The organism is Paenibacillus lautus NBRC 15380 (assembly GCF_004000945.1).
GTDB lineage: Bacteria > Bacillota > Bacilli > Paenibacillales > Paenibacillaceae > Paenibacillus_AQ > Paenibacillus_AQ lautus.
In genome coordinates this window covers 599,591-617,959 of the sequence record NZ_BIMF01000002.1, presented here as the reverse complement: position 1 = coordinate 617,959, position 18,369 = coordinate 599,591, and the positions used below count along the sequence as shown (strand labels likewise).

General features: G+C 46.4%; 20 protein-coding genes. 17 read left to right on the top strand and 3 right to left on the bottom strand.

Going from position 1 to position 18,369, the window contains the following annotated elements; all coding sequences use genetic code 11:
• The first annotated feature begins 50 nt into the window (after positions 1-50).
• From PLA01S_RS06180 to PLA01S_RS06160, 5 genes are all read left to right on the top strand, one after another.
• Positions 51-1,886, top strand: a complete 1,836-nt coding sequence (locus PLA01S_RS06180; protein ID WP_127590783.1) for a sensor histidine kinase — start codon at positions 51-53, stop codon at positions 1,884-1,886.
• On the top strand, positions 1,883-3,484 hold the full coding sequence (locus PLA01S_RS06175; RefSeq protein WP_127590781.1) for a response regulator: 1,602 nt from the start codon (positions 1,883-1,885) through the stop codon (positions 3,482-3,484). Before PLA01S_RS06180 ends, PLA01S_RS06175 begins: the two co-directional genes overlap by 4 nt.
• Before the next feature lie 426 nt (positions 3,485-3,910).
• Positions 3,911-5,233, top strand: coding sequence for an ABC transporter substrate-binding protein (locus PLA01S_RS06170; protein WP_246059359.1), 1,323 nt, complete (start codon positions 3,911-3,913; stop codon positions 5,231-5,233).
• Between the two features lie 118 nt (positions 5,234-5,351).
• Positions 5,352-6,209: a carbohydrate ABC transporter permease gene (locus PLA01S_RS06165; RefSeq protein WP_100536526.1), complete on the top strand. Its 858-nt coding sequence runs from the start codon at positions 5,352-5,354 to the stop codon at positions 6,207-6,209.
• A gap of 21 nt (positions 6,210-6,230) precedes the next feature.
• On the top strand, positions 6,231-7,103 hold the full coding sequence (locus PLA01S_RS06160; RefSeq protein ID WP_100536527.1) for a carbohydrate ABC transporter permease: 873 nt from the start codon (positions 6,231-6,233) through the stop codon (positions 7,101-7,103).
• A 94-nt stretch (positions 7,104-7,197) separates the two neighbouring features.
• On the opposite strand, the gene PLA01S_RS06155 is transcribed toward PLA01S_RS06160, so the two are convergent.
• Entirely contained in the window at positions 7,198-8,034 is an 837-nt protein-coding gene (locus PLA01S_RS06155) for an NAD(P)-dependent oxidoreductase (RefSeq protein WP_307719751.1), read from the bottom strand.
• A gap of 405 nt (positions 8,035-8,439) precedes the next feature.
• Between PLA01S_RS06155 and PLA01S_RS06150 the strand changes: the two genes are divergently transcribed.
• Complete coding sequence (locus PLA01S_RS06150) at positions 8,440-8,874, top strand: MarR family winged helix-turn-helix transcriptional regulator (protein ID WP_127590777.1); 435 nt, start codon at positions 8,440-8,442, stop codon at positions 8,872-8,874.
• Between the two features lie 54 nt (positions 8,875-8,928).
• A complete protein-coding gene (locus PLA01S_RS06145) occupies positions 8,929-9,564 on the top strand; it encodes an NAD(P)-dependent oxidoreductase (protein ID WP_127590775.1) in 636 nt (211 codons plus the stop codon).
• 226 nt (positions 9,565-9,790) lie between these two features.
• Here PLA01S_RS06145 and PLA01S_RS06140 read toward each other — a convergent pair whose 3' ends face one another.
• Positions 9,791-10,252 carry an Hsp20/alpha crystallin family protein gene (locus tag PLA01S_RS06140; RefSeq protein WP_127590773.1) on the bottom strand — a complete coding sequence of 154 codons (462 nt, stop codon included), beginning with the start codon at positions 10,250-10,252 and terminating at the stop codon, positions 9,791-9,793.
• Between the two features lie 122 nt (positions 10,253-10,374).
• Between PLA01S_RS06140 and PLA01S_RS06135 the strand changes: the two genes are divergently transcribed.
• From PLA01S_RS06135 to PLA01S_RS06115, 5 genes are read left to right on the top strand one after another with little or no spacing between them, the layout of a single operon-like run.
• Positions 10,375-10,596 carry a spore germination protein gene (locus PLA01S_RS06135; RefSeq protein ID WP_127590771.1) on the top strand — a complete coding sequence of 74 codons (222 nt, stop codon included), beginning with the start codon at positions 10,375-10,377 and terminating at the stop codon, positions 10,594-10,596.
• Positions 10,597-10,614: 18 nt separating this feature from the next.
• Complete coding sequence (locus tag PLA01S_RS06130; RefSeq protein ID WP_127590769.1) at positions 10,615-10,842, top strand: spore germination protein GerPB; 228 nt, start codon at positions 10,615-10,617, stop codon at positions 10,840-10,842.
• 48 nt (positions 10,843-10,890) lie between these two features.
• Positions 10,891-11,511 carry a spore germination protein GerPC gene (gene gerPC, locus PLA01S_RS06125; RefSeq protein ID WP_127590767.1) on the top strand — a complete coding sequence of 207 codons (621 nt, stop codon included), beginning with the start codon at positions 10,891-10,893 and terminating at the stop codon, positions 11,509-11,511.
• Positions 11,489-11,674 (top strand): spore germination protein GerPD, encoded by a 186-nt coding sequence (locus PLA01S_RS06120; protein WP_127590765.1) that lies wholly within the window; start codon positions 11,489-11,491, stop codon positions 11,672-11,674. Before gerPC ends, PLA01S_RS06120 begins: the two co-directional genes overlap by 23 nt.
• A complete protein-coding gene (locus tag PLA01S_RS06115; protein WP_127590763.1) occupies positions 11,671-12,099 on the top strand; it encodes a spore germination protein GerPE in 429 nt (142 codons plus the stop codon). Before PLA01S_RS06120 ends, PLA01S_RS06115 begins: the two co-directional genes overlap by 4 nt.
• Before the next feature lie 72 nt (positions 12,100-12,171).
• Here PLA01S_RS06115 and tlp read toward each other — a convergent pair whose 3' ends face one another.
• Positions 12,172-12,399, bottom strand: coding sequence for a small acid-soluble spore protein Tlp (gene tlp / locus PLA01S_RS06110; protein WP_071218157.1), 228 nt, complete (start codon positions 12,397-12,399; stop codon positions 12,172-12,174).
• Between the two features lie 223 nt (positions 12,400-12,622).
• Between tlp and PLA01S_RS06105 the strand changes: the two genes are divergently transcribed.
• From PLA01S_RS06105 to PLA01S_RS06085, 5 genes are all read left to right on the top strand, one after another.
• Positions 12,623-13,918, top strand: a complete 1,296-nt coding sequence (locus PLA01S_RS06105; protein ID WP_127590761.1) for a WD40/YVTN/BNR-like repeat-containing protein — start codon at positions 12,623-12,625, stop codon at positions 13,916-13,918.
• 189 nt (positions 13,919-14,107) lie between these two features.
• Positions 14,108-14,290, top strand: a complete 183-nt coding sequence (locus PLA01S_RS06100; RefSeq protein ID WP_127590759.1) for a hypothetical protein — start codon at positions 14,108-14,110, stop codon at positions 14,288-14,290.
• A gap of 224 nt (positions 14,291-14,514) precedes the next feature.
• A complete protein-coding gene (locus tag PLA01S_RS06095) occupies positions 14,515-14,931 on the top strand; it encodes a DUF2500 domain-containing protein (protein WP_100536536.1) in 417 nt (138 codons plus the stop codon).
• A 68-nt stretch (positions 14,932-14,999) separates the two neighbouring features.
• Positions 15,000-15,749, top strand: a complete 750-nt coding sequence (locus tag PLA01S_RS06090; protein WP_127590757.1) for an SDR family NAD(P)-dependent oxidoreductase — start codon at positions 15,000-15,002, stop codon at positions 15,747-15,749.
• A 203-nt stretch (positions 15,750-15,952) separates the two neighbouring features.
• Positions 15,953-18,283 (top strand): AraC family transcriptional regulator, encoded by a 2,331-nt coding sequence (locus PLA01S_RS06085; RefSeq protein WP_127590755.1) that lies wholly within the window; start codon positions 15,953-15,955, stop codon positions 18,281-18,283.
• Positions 18,284-18,369 lie beyond the last annotated feature (86 nt).

Below are 18,369 nucleotides of genomic sequence, written 5' to 3'. Positions count from 1 at the left end.
TCCAATAGAGGCGCCTTCACTTTGATTTATGTAGACAAGGATGATGCTGAATGATCAGAACATGGAAAAACCGTTTCAGGCAATCGATTCAGCTGCGGCTTACCGGTTATTTTATTCTGATCCTTATCCCCCTCGTTGTGATATCGACCTTTTCCAATCATCGCTCGCGCACGATTCTAAAAAATCAGATTGGCGATCGTACGCAAAGCGCCATGCAATCCGTTGTCCATTATGTGGACCTTACGATGCAGGGGGTGTATGAGCTGACAACGGTCCTTGCGAACAATTATGACATTAACCGCAGATTCGAATATGCCGGCAAAGTACTCACGCCGCAGTCGATTTTGGATTTCCAGTGGATTGATCAGCAAATCGCCGCCATCTCCTCTGTTAACCGGATGGCTCCGAAGGCGTCCTTATTTCATTATGATTCCGGCATATTATTGTCAACCACCGGATATCAAAAAGAACAGAATCCAGAGCAGCTGGAATGGGTCAAGCAGGCCATCGAAGCCGATGGGAAAATCACGTTATTCTTCCCGGAAGAGAACCGGTACAATGCGAACCATATGATAGACCCGATCTATAACGAGAACGTCATGGTGGTTATGAGGCGAATGAGCTTGCTCAATCCTGAACGGAACAAAAATATCGTTATACTGCCGCTAAGCAAGGATTATTTTGTGAGCCAATTGAGGCGTTTGCTTCCAAGCAGCCGTGCAGAGGCTTTTCTGTTTACTCAGGACGGGAAATTAATTGCTACGACGACAAGCAGCACTGCGACTCCTCCCTCCTGGCCGGACGAACGCAAGGATCTGATTGCAGGCCATCTCCCGGGTTATCCTGAGCGGATGCTTATGGTTCGGGTAACGTCACAGGACTCGGGCTGGAAACTCGTCATGGTACAGCCCGAGAAGGATATTTTGCAGGAATCGCATACGTTGCAAGGGTGGACGTACTTGATCATCGCCGTAAGCGTGTTGATATCGTTATGGATATCGTGGATCGTTTACAGCGGCATATCCAAACCGATGAAGAAGATGGTAGCCGCGATGAAGGAAATGAGGAGGGGGCAGCTCGATACCCAGATCATCCATCGAAGGGAGGATGAGTTCGGGTATGTCATGGATACGTTCAATCATCTGGCCAGTGCGCAGCGGCACCTGATCGAAGATGTGTATGAGAAGCAGATATTGCTGACGAAGACGGAATTCAAATTGCTGCAGTCGCAGATCAATCCTCATTTTCTGTACAATACGCTGGATTCGATCTATTCGGCAGCGGTATTAAGCGACGCCGACGATGTGGGAGAGATGGTCATCAATTTGTCCAAGTTTTTGAGATACAGCCTGGGTAAGGGAAAGGAACACTACACGGTCTCGGAGACATTCAACCATCTGACCTATTATATTAAAGTGCAGCAGAGACGATTTGATTTTGAAGTCACTTATCGGATGGGAGAAGGTACGGAAGATATCCTGCTGCTTAAATTGCTGCTCCAGCCGTTAGTGGAGAATGCGATTTTGCATGGGCTTGAGCGCAAACACGGCGGCCGGGCACTCGAAATTTCTGCAGTGAACGACGGGGAATGGTTCGTTGCCGAAGTAAAGGATAATGGTGTTGGAATGGCGCCGGATCGTCTGCAGTATATTCAACAGCAACTGGATGGAATCTCCATGATGAATTTGGATCTCTCAGCGGGAAGGGACCGGATGGACGCGGAATTATACGGTTTGAGAAACGTGAAATCCAGGCTGAAACTGCACTACGGGGAGAAGGCAGATCTAGTGATTGATAGTGATGAAGTGGAAGGAACGCGTATTCGATTGTATATACCGCGGGTTGAATGCGGAAGTATCCGGTACATGGAGGGGGACGGGGCATGAATTTAATGATCGTGGAAGATGAGATCGGTATCCGGGCAAGAATGGCGGGAACCATCCCCTGGGAAGAGAACGGCATCGACGTGGTTGCTCTTGCGGAGAATGGGAGTGAAGCGCTTCAAATGATGGAACGGACCCGCCCGGATATCATTGTGCTGGACATTCGGATGCCGGAAATGGATGGACTCACATTGGCGAAGCGGATTCACGAGTCCAACGAAATGGTGAAAATGATCATCCTCAGCGGTTATGAACATTTTGAATATGCACGTTCTGCCATGGAGTCCGGCGTACTCAAATATCTGATTAAGCCTGCAAGCAATGAGGAGATCCTGCAGGCCGTTCTGGAGGCGGCAGCTATCCTGAAAAGCGAATTGGAGAAGCGGCATAACTATGAGATGCTGTTCTCGAAATGGAGGAATCATCTGCCGAGACTGCAGGAAACTTTTTATAATAATTGCATTTCCGGTGCCTTTGCCGATTGGGAATATGAAAGCCGAAGCAAGGAATTGTTGATCCCGTTTGAAGCGGAACGACGATTATCCGTTGTTGTCTTGGAGCCGGATCCATTGATTGACGGGGGGAGATTTCGGGCAGAGGACACGCCGCTGCTTCAATTTTCACTGCGAAGCATTGCGTTTGACGTGATATCAGGCATGGATTCCGAATTGTTTCAGGATGCGAAGGGCTCTACGGTCATTATTTTTCATAGCAGACCGGAGGAGGTCCCAGGTGAATTCCAGCTTCGTGTCAGCTTTACCACAACCAAAGTGTTGTCCACGTTAAAAGAGTGTCTGAAAGTGACAGCTAGTGCGGGAATCAGCAGTATCGCGACTGGACTGCAGCATCTGCCCATGTTATATGCCCAGGCGCAGAATGCACTTCGGAAAAGAGTCGTATATGGACATGACCTTGCGATCCCTTATGCGGATGAACTCGGGGAAGATGGTTCGGCGAATTTAACGATTGCCTCTGATGAAAGAGCACTTGAAACAGGAATCGAGCTTGGAGATATTCAAATAGCGGAAGCGGCGCTTGATCGATTGTTGGAGAAGGTGTTCGGGCATGCTTCTGCGGTAGAGGAGGTACAGGAGAAGCTGCTTTATCTCATGCATGGTTTGCTTCGCGTCATTCGCGAACAACAGTGGAACCTGCGCCAGATGGTGGGGGAGGATGCCGTTTATTTTTACAGTGTGCTGAACCTTCATTCAAGGGAACAAATTCAGCAAACCCTGCACCGGATCGTACGTAAGATTACGACCCATTCGCAAAAGCGCCCTCAGCCAAGCGGACATAAATTGATTCAGCGTCTGCTTGTCCTTGTTGACGAGGAAATCGGTCAGGATATAAGCCTGAATTTGATCGCGGATCGGTTATATGTAAACAAGTCCTATTTAAGCCGACTATTCAAGCATGAAGTTGGTGAGTCGTTCTCCCAATATGTGCTTAAACGCAAGATGACGCTGGCCAAGCAGTTCATCCAGGAGGGAGGACAGGTTGGGCAGGCTGCGAGACAAGTTGGGTACATCAATAGCGGTTTCTTTTCGAAGGTATTTCAGAAGTATTGGGGGGTTCTGCCGAGTGAGATTAAGCAGAGTTAGAGATTAGATTCGCTCATACGAGAATAGATGAATGAATATGAAGGGATTCAGGGATAGGGCCAACCGTTTAGAAGGGGTTGGTCTTTTTTTGCTGTGCTTTGAAAGAAGTCAGTATGGAAGTCATAAGATCACAATATTTCAATACATGAAAAATTCATAATAGAAAAAATCTATCACCAATCCTTATCTAACCTCTCTAAGTTGTAGCCTAACTTCTCCGTTACCTAGCGCATTCTCCTACTTTAAAAAGGGAGCTATGAGGCGGATAAAAATCAATATGGAAAAATTTCCCCCTGCCAAAGATGAATGTCCCCCTTTGAAACCAGTAGGGCTTGGAATAAAATTCTGGTAGACAGCAAGTATTTACATAAGGTTCTGAAAAAATACTTAGGGGGATTAGAAATGAAAAGGACTTCCATGTTACTCATGAGTGTGATGTTGTTGCTCTCCATGTTCCTCGCAGCATGCGGTAACAGCAGTGGCACCAACACTCCTGCTGCTGAAGGAGATACTACGAAGACGGAAACGACTCCGCCGGCAGATGAGAAGAAGGATGAAGCCGCTCCGGTTTCACTCCGCGTGTTCTCGACTTTCGGAGGAACTGACGCAGCTCGCGAAGCCTTCCAGGCAGCGTTGGATGATTTCACGAAGGAGCATCCGAACGTGAAGATAGACAACGACACCATGTCAGCAAATGATGACGGTTTCAGAACGAAAGTTAACACCGACATGAACAGCGGCAACGAGCCTGACTTGTTGTTCTACTTCATCGGGGCTGATGCAGAAGGTTTCGTCAATGCCGGTAAGGTTGTCCCGCTGAACGAAATTCTCGACGCTGACGCTGAGTGGAAGAACGGCTTCATTCCTGATGCGCTTGAGCTTGCCAAGCAAAAAGACGGTAACATTTACGCTGCACCATTGACCGGTTTCTATGAAGGCTTGTTCGTTAACAAAAAAATCTTCGAAGAAAACGGTCTGGAGCTTCCAACAGACTGGGCGAAATTGACCAAAGCTGTGAAGACGTTATCTGACAAAGGCATCATTCCTTTGTCCGTACCATTTGACCAATCCCACTACCTGATCGAGCACACGATTTTGTCTGCGGCAGGTCCTGAAGGCCAAAATAAAGGTCTGCTTGACGGCATCGATCCAAACTGGGAAAAAGCGTATGCCGCGATGAAAGAATTGTATGACCTGGGCGCATTCCCTAAAGACGCGGCAACGATCGACCTGAGCATGTCCGGCAACTACTACAGTGAAGGTCTGGCTGCTATGACCATCGAAGGATCTTGGGCAGTTGGCGGCTGGAGCGATGATACTCGTGATAACTCTACAGTTCTGCCATTCCCTACGGTTCCTGGCGGCGTTGGCAGCGGTAACGATATCGTAGGCGGTTTCGGTTCCGGTTTCTACCTCTCCAAAGCCACTTATGATGACGCAGCCAAAAAAGAAGCGGCAATCGCTTTGCTGAAGCACCTGACTTCCCCGGCCTCCATTCAAAAAATCGCTTCAGCTAACGGCGGTACACCTGCTGCTGACGTTGAAGTGACTGGATTGCCGCAAGTAGCTCTTGACGGTTTTGCTATGACAGCCAAAGCAGCTTCCATCAGCGCGCCGGTTGACAGCAAAGTTTCACAAGAAACGTTTGGTAACCTTCGTGCTAGCGTTCAGCCTGTAGTGGAAGGCAAGAAAACTCCTACTCAAGCGATCGAAGAAGCGAAGAAAACCGAGGATGCCAACAAAAAATAGTTTTCATAAGAAACGGTAGAAATAAAAGTGACGTTACGCCGCCCCTCTGCTTTCATTTGGGCGGCGTAGTCATTTCGGCATGGATGATGAAGAAAAATAAACATCAAGGGTGATTAATATGAAGGGTGATCGCAAGTACATTGTGCTGTTTTTATTACCTGCAGCAGCCATCATGACAATCTTTCTATATTATCCGTTCTTCAAGAGTTTGTATCTCAGCTTTTATCGCACAAGCGGCTTTTTTGACAAAAAGTTTGTGGGATGGGCTAACTATGAGAGACTTGTTACGGATAAACTGCTTGGCGCTGCAACATTGCACACACTGGAAATCATGCTCTATGTTATCGTGTTTCAGGTTGGGATCGCACTTGTGTTGGCCGTCCTGGTAGATAACATTTCCAAGCTCAAGGGGTTTTATCGAACTGTCTTTTTCTTCCCGGTAGTCATCTCCGGTACTGCCATTTCCTTATTATTTGTATTGTTCTACAATTACAACTTCGGTTTGCTGAACAATTTGCTGGCCAATTTCAACATAGAGAAGATTTTGTGGCTGGATGCGAAGAATGCGCTTAAGGCGGTATCGATTCCAACGGTATGGCATTATGTGGGCTTTTATTTCGTTCTGTTCTTGACCGCCATGTCCAAAATACCCGCGGATTATTATGAGGCTGCAAAGTTGGAAGGAATCACGGGGCTCAAGAAAACAACGATGCTTACCATTCCGCTCATCATGAGTGATATCAAGGTTGTTATCACCCTTGCCATTACAGGTACGTTGAAGGTGTTCGAATTCATCTGGGTCATTACAAGCGGCCAGAATGGAACAGAAGTGCTGGGAACGTACATGTACAAAAAGGCCATGGTTGATCAGAACTTTGGATACGGATCAGCGGTTGCGATATACATGGTGGTCTTTGGCGTACTGCTTGCGTTAATTGCCAACCGTTTGTTGAAAAGAGACGAGATTACATACTAAGCATTATAGGGGTGTACTGTTATGGAGCCAACCATCGTCGTTGAACACAAAACTCAGCGCGTTAGGAAAAGTCGGTTTAGTTTAGGCACCACGTTGATGTACGTGATTTTGACAGCGTGGTCCTTAACAACCATCTATCCATTATTTTGGATCGTGAACAACTCGTTTAAGGTTTCGCGCGATGTGATGAATAATTCCTTTGGTATCGCATGGGAACCGGTGTTTGTTAACTATCAGAACGCTTTTGACCGCATCAATATCGGAAGAAGTTATATCAATAGTTTGGTGATGTCCTTCAGCACCGTATTTTTGGTGTTACTGCTTGGGGGATTAGCCGCTTATGTGTTGTCGAGATTCAACTTCAGAGGTAAGCGCACCATTTATTCCATTCTGTATGCGACTTTGCTGATCCCGGCGTTTGCCACCGTCGTTCCGGTATACGAGCTTCTGATCAAAACCAGCCTGGTCAATACCTATTGGGGCTTGATCTTCCCTCAAACGGCAGGCAATCTGACGTTTGCGACCTTGGTTATTGCCGGTTATATGGCCACCATACCGAAGGAACTTGAAGAAGCGGCTTTCATGGATGGATGCAACCGATGGCAGATGTTTGTTAAGATCTTCGTGCCGATCTCGCAGCCCGTATTTGCATCGGCAAGCATATTTGTATTTATGTGGGCTTACAATGACTTGTTCTCAGCGTTGATCTTTGTAAACAAAGAGAATGTCCGTCCGATCGTTGCATTGCTCAATGAGATCAGCTCCCAATACGGAACAGACTTTGGTTTGATGGCTACGGCTGTATCGTTGACCGTTATTCCGGTGCTGATTGTATACCTGTTTATCTCGAAGTATATTCAGAAAGGTTTGACCGAAGGAGCTGTCAAAGGTTAAGGAGACAGCGAACTCAACGAATAGGCAAGTCAAGAGGGGACGCTTTCGTCACCTGTTTGACTTGCCTATTCGTTGTTATATTTCATCTAGACTTTTAATCTGCAGAATAGTCGGTTCCGCATTTTAAGCAGAATTCGACTAAGCGTGCGAAGCCATCTCCTCCATGACCGGCATGGATCGCTCTTTGGGCAATAGCTTTTGCAGCGTTTAAGACACTGCTATCGATGCCGTGTTGTTCAGCCACGTGGATGATATGCTCCATACTTGTCATATTGGAGATGAGACTCGAGCCCTCACCAGGGTATACGCCTTGATCCACATCTTGTGCGATATAGGTCATGATATTCGGCATAATGTTAATGATATTGTGCGCATAGGGGGCGATGTCTTTTGCGGGAATATTCTCAGCGCGTGCTATAGCCAGAGCGTGCACATAGCCGCTCATGGCTGTCCAGAACACATCAAGCAATGCGACATCATATGCCGCGGCACGACCAGAATCCTCCCCTAGGAACGAAGCGGTCCCTCCCAGACTGGAAAGTGTTTCTCGATGGCTGCGATACGCGTCTTCATGCCCGCTGTACAGAACAACCGCCGAAGGCTGCCCGATGGTCGTTATCGGCGTCATGATCGCTCCATCTATATAGTCAATACCGTTCTCGGTTGCCCAATCCGCCATGTCGCGTGCACGTTCAGGGGAGTCGGCTGTCAGGTTAATGAGGGTTTTCCCTTTCAACGCGCTAGTCGCAGGAGAGAGAATGGAGCGGACTGCATCATAATTGAGTACACAGATGATAATAAGCCGGCTGGCAAGTACGGCATCCGTAACAGTCGGAGCAAGCACTGCACCTTGTGTTGTAAGTGCGTCGGCCTTTGCAGCCGTCCGGTTCCACACTTGTAGCGTAGCCGTTCTTGATAAAAGCTCCTGCAAGCGCTTGGCCCATAGGGCCGAGCCCGAGCACGGTCACATGCTCCTTGTTGGTGTTGTGCTGAGTTTCACGAACTCTAGGTTCGATCATTTGGCCTTGATTTTGTTTGGACGGTTCCATCTTTTTTTCCTCCTTGGGTGTTGGCTTCGAATATAGTGTAGACCTTGACACTAATGTCAAGGTCAATCGTCTTTTATCTTAAAAATAAGGTAAGTATTTCATTATATGAAAAATTCATAATAATGAAGAAAATCGCTCCCTATCTCACAAGCAAACTATATACGATTGCATCCGTACCTAATTACGACGAAAAGGATAAAATGAATCAACAAACTAACCAAAAGAAAGTTGTTGACAAAATATTAGCAACATGTTAATTTGTATATACAAATGAGAGGTGACTGGTTATGAACATCGATGATTCCATACTAAGTTCATGCTTGTTTTTTACTTCGAATCGCTTTGCTCGTTCGATGACCAAGATGGCGGAGGATGCTTTTGCCAAAGCCGGCTTATCGCCAACGTACTCCTATGTACTGGTGGTAATCCATCAATATCCCGGCATTACACAGAAGGAGCTAAGCGATAAGTTATCGATTGCTCCATCCACAAGCACCCGGTTCATTGATAAGCTGGAGGAGAAGAGGTTGGTACAGCGCAAATCCGAATGGAAAGAAACGCATATTTTCTTAACGGATGAAGGGAAGCTGTTGTATCAGGAGCTAAACCAATATTTTGAACAGCTGTATGGACAATATGTATCCCTCTTGGGGAAGGAGCATAGTGAACAATTAACTAAACTTCTCCATGAATCCAGTGAAATATTGAAAAAGGGAATATAAAGCCTCTTTTTCGCCCCTCATTTGCATATACAATTGATAAAGGAGAGATTCACAATGCAGATTGGTATTATCGGTGCAACAGGGAAAGCGGGAAGTCTGATTCTCAAGGAAGCACAAGCACGCGGTCATGAAGTAACGGCTATTGTACGTGATGCATCCAAGATCTCCGATTCCAGTGTTAACATTGTGGTAAAGAACGTGCTGGAATTGACGAATGCCGATCTTCAGGGCTTCGATGTCGTCGTGAATGCCTTTGCGGCGGCACCCGGGCAGGAAACTCAATATGTGGAAGTTGGCCGGGTACTGACAGAAGCTCTGAAAGGCACGAATACCAGACTGTTTGTGATGGGCGGTGCCGGAAGCTTGTTTGTTGATGAAGCCAAAACCTTGCGACTCATGGAAACTCCTGATTTTCCTAAGGAATATTATCCGACGGCATTCCATGCCGGTGAGAACTTGAAAGACCTGGAGCAGGCTTCCGATGTGAAATGGACGTATCTTAGTCCGGCTGCGTTCTTTAATCCGAAAGGTCAACGGACTGGCAGCTATCAGGAAGGCAAGGACCATGTCATTGTCAATTCGAGCGGCCAAAGCTATGTCAGCTACGCGGATTACGCGATCGCGGTATTGGATGAACTTGAACAGCCGAAGCATATCAATGAGCGTTATACGGTAGTATCCGAGGCTTAATAGGCCCGGCATCGACCTTCACATAGATCCTTGAATAAGCTGATTTCATCATGAAATCAGCTTATTTTAATGCGGAAAATTCGTATTTATAAGTGAATAATGCATCATATGAAAAATTCACAACAAAAGAACAACTTCAATTTATCTAGCTACTTTTACCAAATTGCACCCCAACCTCCTGTATAGACCCAAGCACAAAAGTGAAAATGGTGGGAAAAGGGCCAGATCATAAGAAACGAATATTGACATCATGAAATCGGCCAGTTGACATTTTTGGCATCTTAATTTGTAGTGTGGGCTGTTTATAGGTCGCAATGCTTTGCGCAGGAAGAATGGGGACCGGTAAGATGATGGTCTGGCTTTGATCTTTGGGCAGACCATGGATTTTGATCTGTGTCCGATTTAGCTTAATCCATAAATTTTCCGGATGGACACGTTTGGGTACATAACATTTGACAACCAGAAAGTTATGCGTATCAAACGTTTCGTATCGAAGTGTGGAAGGGTTAGGCAGCATTTCATTTCCAGCGGCTGCTTGTCTTATCGTATCCTTCACATAATCCTCAATCACGGTTGGATCCAGCTGAAAATCCTCATTGAGGTCATTAAGATCTTTGAATGGAAAAGATTTGTTGTTGAAAAAAGAGTCCTTCGTTAACCAGTCGGGTCGTTTGGATCTTGAGTTCACTAGATATCCCTCCTTCGTTCTGTAATTTCATTATATGGGCGAAGGAATGTTATAGTGACATCTAGGCATCCAACCACATAGAATAAACCCAAGCGTATGATTTTGAATGAAGAGGTGGAATTGTGGTTTCGATTATCGGCAATATGAAAATTGTTAACGTGGGCCCCAGTTCTACGGTCTTGGTTGGAAATACAGGCGTCATTGACTTAACTAGCTCCACAAAAGCGTATTCCGGCGCCAACTCGTTCACCACCGGTGACAGTATTGGCACAAATATAACAAACAACCAGGCCAACAGTACAAATACATTTGATCCGGACCTGATTGATTCGCCTAATGCTTAATTAAGGTTGTGATCCACTGTGAATCTAACAGTACATCAATGTATTAATATACAGCAGCTTCGGGTCGAAGCGGTAACAAACTCTTCGGTGCTGCAGATTGGAACCGCAGGAGAGATCCGGGCATTATCCATTATATATAACACCGGCGGATTTACAGGCCCTGCGCCTGAGTTTGAGCCTCAGAATAATAACAATCCCTTGGTTCCATTGCCTGCGCCGACTGAAGGACTGTACAGACAAGAATGAGGTGAATTGCCTGCGCATAGATTGTATAAGGAGCAGGGAGGCGGTTCCATGTACGATTCCTATTATATACAGCAATTGTTCTATCTTCTTCGTACTCAGTCAGACCAGCTGAGTAGAATGGAACAAATGCTGAAGGAAATGCGCAGTGAAATAGATCGATTAAGACAAGGAAGCGAGAAAACGATAGATCGGGTGGAATATAATTTTGATTTATTGAAAATTGAAAAATTGGAAGGCACCTTAAATATTGGACTGATGCCTAAGGAGGGGCAGTCCCTGGACGATATTACCTTGAATGGTCAGCCGTTAGCACAGTCCTCGTCGGGATATGCCGGCGGTGAACAGTACTCGAACATATATCAGAATGTATCACGTTATCTAGAAGACATCGTACCCGAGCAGATCGAACGCGTGATTTCCGAAGCCAATTTTGTACCTGGTGATGAATATGCTGCGGTTATGATAGAAGATATTCGTAAACAACTCGGAGACCGTATTATGGTGTATCTGAAGCAATATCAAACGAACAGGGAAGGCATGAACCCGCTAGACGTAGAGCAATCGATCATCAAACAAGTGAAGAGTGAGATCGTTACGGCAGTTGAGCAGCACCTTCTTAATTTGCAACGAGGGAAGTGGAATTCAAATGAAAATGACAGTCGTCAATAAAGAGCTCCAGGTTGGTTCGATCCGCATTACAGCGATCTCAAGTTCGTCCGTATTGTTGATTGGAGATACCCATGTGATTAATAGCTTCTCCATGTATGATACGCCTTCCGAATCACTGCAAATCACCCCGCTTGTTCCATTATCTCCGGGTTCCGCACCATGAAGCGTCATTCACACGTTGATCACGTGTATATCATCAATATTTCAAATAGTTCAGTATGTGTATGCGGTGAATCGGAACATATTGATGCCAATACGCGGGCATTGGCGGTTCAGCGGCAGGTGCCAGTGTTTTTTGAAGACGAAGGAGATTATGAGGATTACTCGATATTTTCCAGATCTATACCCAGATGGCCGCGGCAGTCAGATGTAGAACTAAACATTATACAAGACTTTAAAAAGATTCATGTGGGATGCCTCGAAATTACAGCCGTTGCATCTGCATCGGTTGTACAGGTGGGTCCGAACGATACCATGGATTTGGAATCCAGGGTGAAGGCGATTAGACACTTTATTACGGGTGCGCCCGAGTATTTAAAGGATTATAAGGGAGTCATTGTCAAAAAGAATTTCGTGGAGAAGGAATAGCCTCTAGTAGGCGATATGTACAAAACAGGAGGAGCATCATATGCTTCCTCCTGTTTTTATGTGATCTACGGATTATTCTCCTTGCTGATGGGCAGCTTCGTCTTTGATCTCTTCCCGGAAGCCGGAAATACTCTTTTCACGACGAGCATTGCGATCTTGAATCTGTTCTTTCTCGCTTGCCGGAATCTCATCCCCAAACTCCTCGAGATAATCTTCAGCTTCACGGTAGTTCTCAATCGTGTTTTGGACTGCCTGCTGCAAATGTTCTACATTGTCTTCGCGATTATCGGGTTTAGCCATGAGTGTTCACCTCCTTAAATTTAACTGCCTTGCTAAAATTACACACCTCAAAAGTCTTCCATAATAAAAACATCCTTATACATATGAGACTGACACTATCAAAAAAGCTACAGTATTGTAAATTTTGCAAGTCAGTTCTTTACATTTCTGTTGGACGTAATATGTTATAATGTCGAAAAAGCAGACTTGCAGCATGACATCGAAATAAGAGGAGGAAGAATTCTTGAGATCAAGTCGTTTTATATTCTGGCTCAGTATGCTAATGATAATGACATTGATGTTAGCAGCCTGTACCTCAGAACCGATAAAACAACAGCAAACTTCTACAGTAGAAGGCCCTCCTGAATCGGTTGAAGATGAAGAAGAAGGTCAGACCATTACACTAGTAACGCCGGATACGGCGATGAAAGCACCTGAGGAAAAAAGTAAATATCAGATACATACACGGTTGACGGATTTCCAGCTCTTAAATGAGTCAACGGGGATTGCATGGGGAATAACGAACACGGAACTGCGCCTTTACCAGACCCAAGATTATGGCGAAACGTGGGTTGATATCTCTCCTTCATCCAACGTTCAATTCGTTGATAAGCTGGAGTATGGGAAAGACATCGTGTTTACGGATAAGAAACATGGTTGGATTATACGTAACAAGCAGAGATCAGCCGAAACGATCCTGCTCAATACGACGGACGGGGGAGACACCTGGAAGCTTTCCTCGCTGCCGGAGACAGGCGTCGTCACGGCCATGTCCTTCGTTTCATCTCAGCAGGGATGGATTATGGCGAAAGGCGACCTTTCGCGGGGCTCCGAGGAGAAGTCGCTATTTCGAACCGACAATAATGGCGGATTATGGGAAGAGGTCATGCAGAATACGGAGTATCCTACATCCCGAGTTCCCGGCAGCGTGATTCCACGAACAGGGTCCATCATCGGCTTAACATTCACGGATTCGCTTGTCGGATTTGCAACCATTCGTGAAATGCAATCCTCCAAATTGTATATTACCCGTGATGGAGGTCAGAAATGGAAGTCCTCCGGACAGATATTCAAGAGCAAGCTGCTGGATTCGTGCGGTTCGATCTTTGCCGGCACCCCCAAGTTTCTGGGCAGAGGCAGTAGCGGAAGCGAGGTTTATATACCGGTTACCTGCGTGAAGGATGATCAGGCGAGCTATTTGGGTTACTTTACTGCCGACACGGGGAAATCATGGAATCTGGTGTCATTCCCCATGCCGGGTGATACCGGCAAGGGTTCCATTCAGCCTGTTTTCCGCCGCCTTCATGACGGGTGGAGAATGGTGAACGGTATTGTTTATCATACGAACGATATGGGCAAAACCTGGAAGCCATTTCCGAGGAGTAAGCTGTTGAACGATAATCTCGCCAAATATCCGAACGTGGTAAAACTTCAGTTTACATCTTCTGATGTGGGGTGGATGCTGATTGAAACAACGGACAAGAATCGATCGCGTCTGATGAAAAGCAGTGACGGCGGAGAAACCTGGCAGGGTTTATAATGTAGGGCAAGAATACCTGATTTGAATTCGCCAAGACAAAGATCAAAAGCTTTATCGACTGTGACCAGCAGTTCTGTAAAGCTTTTTTTCAATATATATTGTGAAATAAATCACAAACATTAATCTCCATGTATGCTACGATAAAGGTGTAATCAGATACTCCAAATTGTTCGGAAGGGGACGATCCGTATGCATACCGATCAAATGACGATAAATTTCCTCCGCCTCTGCTACCATTGTGATGATGCATGTTTATGCGACACCGAGGAGCAGTGTCTGGCTTGCTGGAATGAGCAGGAAATGACACCGCAAGAGCATGAAATGACAGGACAAGAAGAAACGATGAGATGGATGAGATTGGCTTACGACTAAATGGAAATGAAGACAATGAAGACAATGAAGAGAAGGAATGGAACAGGACGTTCTAGTCCCACGAAGAAGCTGATGACTGACAAAGTGCAGACATCGGCTTTTTTGGTGCTCCCAGAAAGGGACAAGTTCTTTAAAATTTCAATCAAACTTTCCATGAGGTATGAGTTAAATTGTCCGAAATAAAGCATATACATATTTCAAGACAAGGTGGAGGGGGGAGCCGTATGGGATCGGGGTCAGTTTGGATGTTCGATTTTTTCGGCAGCGTAATGCCCGTGTTTTTCATCGTCGTCATCGGGATCATTTTGCTGTCGGCCGGTAAGGGAATCTTGCAATGGAGTCAGAATAACCGACAGCCTTTGCTATCGGTCGATTCCAAGATTGTGAGCAAGCGAACGGAAGTGAAACATACGCAGCAGACAGATGATACGATGTCGAGCCGTACTCGTACCACCTATTATCTGACATTTGAAGTAGAGAGCGGAGACCGCATGGAGTTTGTAGTAAATGGGGAGGAATTCGGCATGTGCGCGGAAGGGGACGAGGGACTGCTGCGTTTTCAGGGAACCCGGTATTACGGGTTTGTTAGGCACCCGAGGGCGCATCTTAGCGTGGTCCGAGGTTATGACCAACCTAAATAAGTGTCGGATTTGATTTTTATATCCGCCTTCTCTTGTGGTATATAATGAAGGAGAAGGAGGGGCAGCATATGAAATTTCAGGATAAAACGGTCGTGATAACGGGCTCTGCCAATGGGATTGGCCGCGGGTTGGCTGAGGCTTATGCTCTAAGCGGAGCTCGAGTGATAATAAGCGATGTTCATGAAGAACAGGGCAACCTGGCGGCAAGCATCTTGAAGGAACAAGGATTGAACGCGGTTTTCGTCCCTTGCGATGTAAGGAAGGAAGAAGATATTAAACGTCTGATGAACCAAGCCGTTCAATATGCCGGCACCATCGATATTTTGATTAACAATGCCGGGGTCTCCCGGTGGAAATCACCATATGAGCTTACGGTTGAAGACTGGGACGATGTGATCAACACGAATGCCCGAAGCTGTTTTTTGGCTACGCGTGAAGCGGCGGTACATATGAAAAAGGCTGGGAATGGAGGGGCTGTCGTCAATATGTCCTCCACGCGTTCGATCATGTCCGAGCCGAATTCGGAGGCTTATGCAGCTTCCAAGGGAGCCATTGTTGCGTTGAGCCATGCCATGGCCGTTAGCCTGGGACCCGATGGGATTCGGGTGAATTGTATAAGTCCAGGCTGGATTGAAACCGGAAACTATGACGAGCTTCGTTCAGCGGACCATAAACAGCACCCTGCCGGACGGGTAGGGATCCCGGCCGATATCGCCAAAGCCTGCTTCTATCTTACAGATCCGGACAATGATTTCGTGACGGGGGCCCATCTGGTTGTGGATGGCGGCATGACCCGCAAAATGATATATGAGCCTTAGTTCATCTGAATATGAAGAGCGTCTTCCCATGGAAGGCGCTCTTCTTCTTGATGGTCATGGGGTCGATCGTCTCGTATATGATACAAATTCGTGATGCATTAACATTTTTGAAGAAAACCTGTTCATGATAAATAAAAACAGTATGATGTAATTAATGTAAGTACGAAAAAGGTCACATCTAAAGAATGGGAAGGAATGAGGGTATGGGGAAATTGACGACAACCAGCGCAAAAAATGAACGTTCCAATCGAGTGTCCGTGTTCGTTACACTGCTCATGTCCTATCTTGTGATACTGCTGATCCCGGTCATCGTGTTCTGGGGACTGTATACGCAAATCGAGCGGATTATGATCGAGAATGCCAACAACTCCAACATGGCACTGATCGAACAGGCGAAGCAGGTCGTGGATAGCCGACTGGATGAAATGCATCTGATTTCCCGGAACATCACTTCGCATCCGCGACTGGATGCGCTGCTAAAGGCAAGTTCCCCTCAAAATGGAACCGAGAACTACCATTACTACACTTTTATGCAGGAAATGCAGCGATACCGTAACAGCAGCAGTTTCATCACCGATTTTTATGTATATCTACGGGAGAGCGATACGGTTCTCAGCCCATCCTTAAAGACAACGTCCAGTGTCTTGTTTTCCGATATTTACGGATATGAAAAATTAACCTTTCAACAGTATCAAACAGATGTTCTTCACGGTGTCCACTTTAATCGGTATTTGCCCGTGACTGAAGTTGGCAAGGGGTTAAATCAGAAACGCATGCTCACATATATGCAAACGCTTCCATTTGGTGAGAAGGCTAATCCCAAAGGCGCGCTTGTTATGCTGATTGAGGAGAGGCAGATCGCGGGATTGCTTGAGGAGATTGTGAAAACAAACCACGGAACCATTTACATCAAGGATGCCAGCGGCCAAGTGATTCTGAGTGCTGGTGAATCCGAGGTTCGCATGGGTAAAACCACGGATAATCCGCGTGTGATGACAGTATCGACTAGATCTACGCGGAGTGGGTGGGAGTACGTATCGGCCGTGCCGGAAAAAGTGTTTATGGAAAAGGTCAATATGGTCAAACGAATGGCCGTTGGCGTTCTGGTCATCTGTCTTGTCGCTGGGATTGCCGCCTGTGCGTTCATGACCTACCGCGCGTATTTCCCTTTGCGCGACATTATCCGCTTCATCCGCCAATCCCATCCGGTTAAGGAGGGAAAGGTACGTAACGAATATGATTATATCAAATCGACGATGGCGGATTCCTTTGGCAAGCAAACGGAGATGAAAGAGCAATTGTCCAGGCAGACACCGGTGATTCGGTCGAACTTTTTGCAGCGTTTACTGAAGGGGAACGTGGATACGGCGGATATGTCCGATCATGCTCTGGATTTCATGGGGATCTCATTCCCGCATTCGAGTTTTGTTGTTGCCTTGATCGAGCTGAGGGATGCCAGCGGGTTCATACATAATGAGCGGGAAAGCGAATGGGCCCTGATCCGTTTTGTCACCGGGAAGGTGGCGGAAGAAATTCATCCCTTTACCGCATATTCCGTAGAGCTGGAGAAGAACGTGGTTGCCATTATTCTAAACATGCCAGAACCGCTGCATGACAAGGCAGCCCAGCTGTACGATTGGGCAGAGGAAGTGAAGCTGGTGATTGAACAGCGCTTTAAATCCGAAATAACGATCGGGATCAGCGACATCCGTACAGGTCTTGGATGTTTGGCGAGCGGTTACACCGAAAGCTTGAAAGCTTTGGAATATTCCATTTTTACTGCGTATAAACCGATTTTATTGTACGAAGAAATGAAACAGAAAACGGGGGTGTATTATGATTTTCCCATTGAGACGGAAATCCAGCTCATTAACGCCATGAAAAGCGGGGATACGGGTAAGGCGCAGGATATCATCCAGTGTCTGTACCACAATAACTTCAATGGACAATCCATCTCACCTGAGCTCGGCAGACTCATGTTCGCTAACCTGCTCAGCACCATGTTCAAGCTGCTGAATGCATTGAATGTGAAGTACGAGGATATATTCGGCGAGTCGGGGAAATCGCTTGAGGAAATTACGGAAGGAAGTACGGTAGAGGAGCTCTACCGGGAAGTGAAATGGATGCTCGGCAAGGTCTGTCTCTACGTAAGAGATCAAAGGGGCGATTCCTCTTCGCTGCTGCTTGAGAAGATCAAGAGCTACATTGCGGATCACCACGACGATGCCATGATCAGTCTGTCTTCCATTGCCGAGCAGTTCGATATTACGCCGCCCTATCTGTCGGCTTTCTTCAAGAAAAACAGCGGCACCAATCTCACGGATTACTTGGCCAAGATTCGGATCGAGCGCTCCAAGGAAATGATGCGGGATGCCAAAAATACAATATCGCACATTGCCCGTTCCGTCGGGTATACCAGTGACGTCGGTTTTATCCGGGTATTCAAGAAATACGAAGGGATTACCCCGGGAAAATACAAGGAAACCCTGCATTCCCTATCATCGACCTTAAGAAATGATCATCTCAATTCTTAATCCCTGTTTATGAATGTTGAAACTGTACGGTATACGATGTAAGCGCTTCAGCATTAATATTTGAGGCAGGGCTGGTTGGAATAACT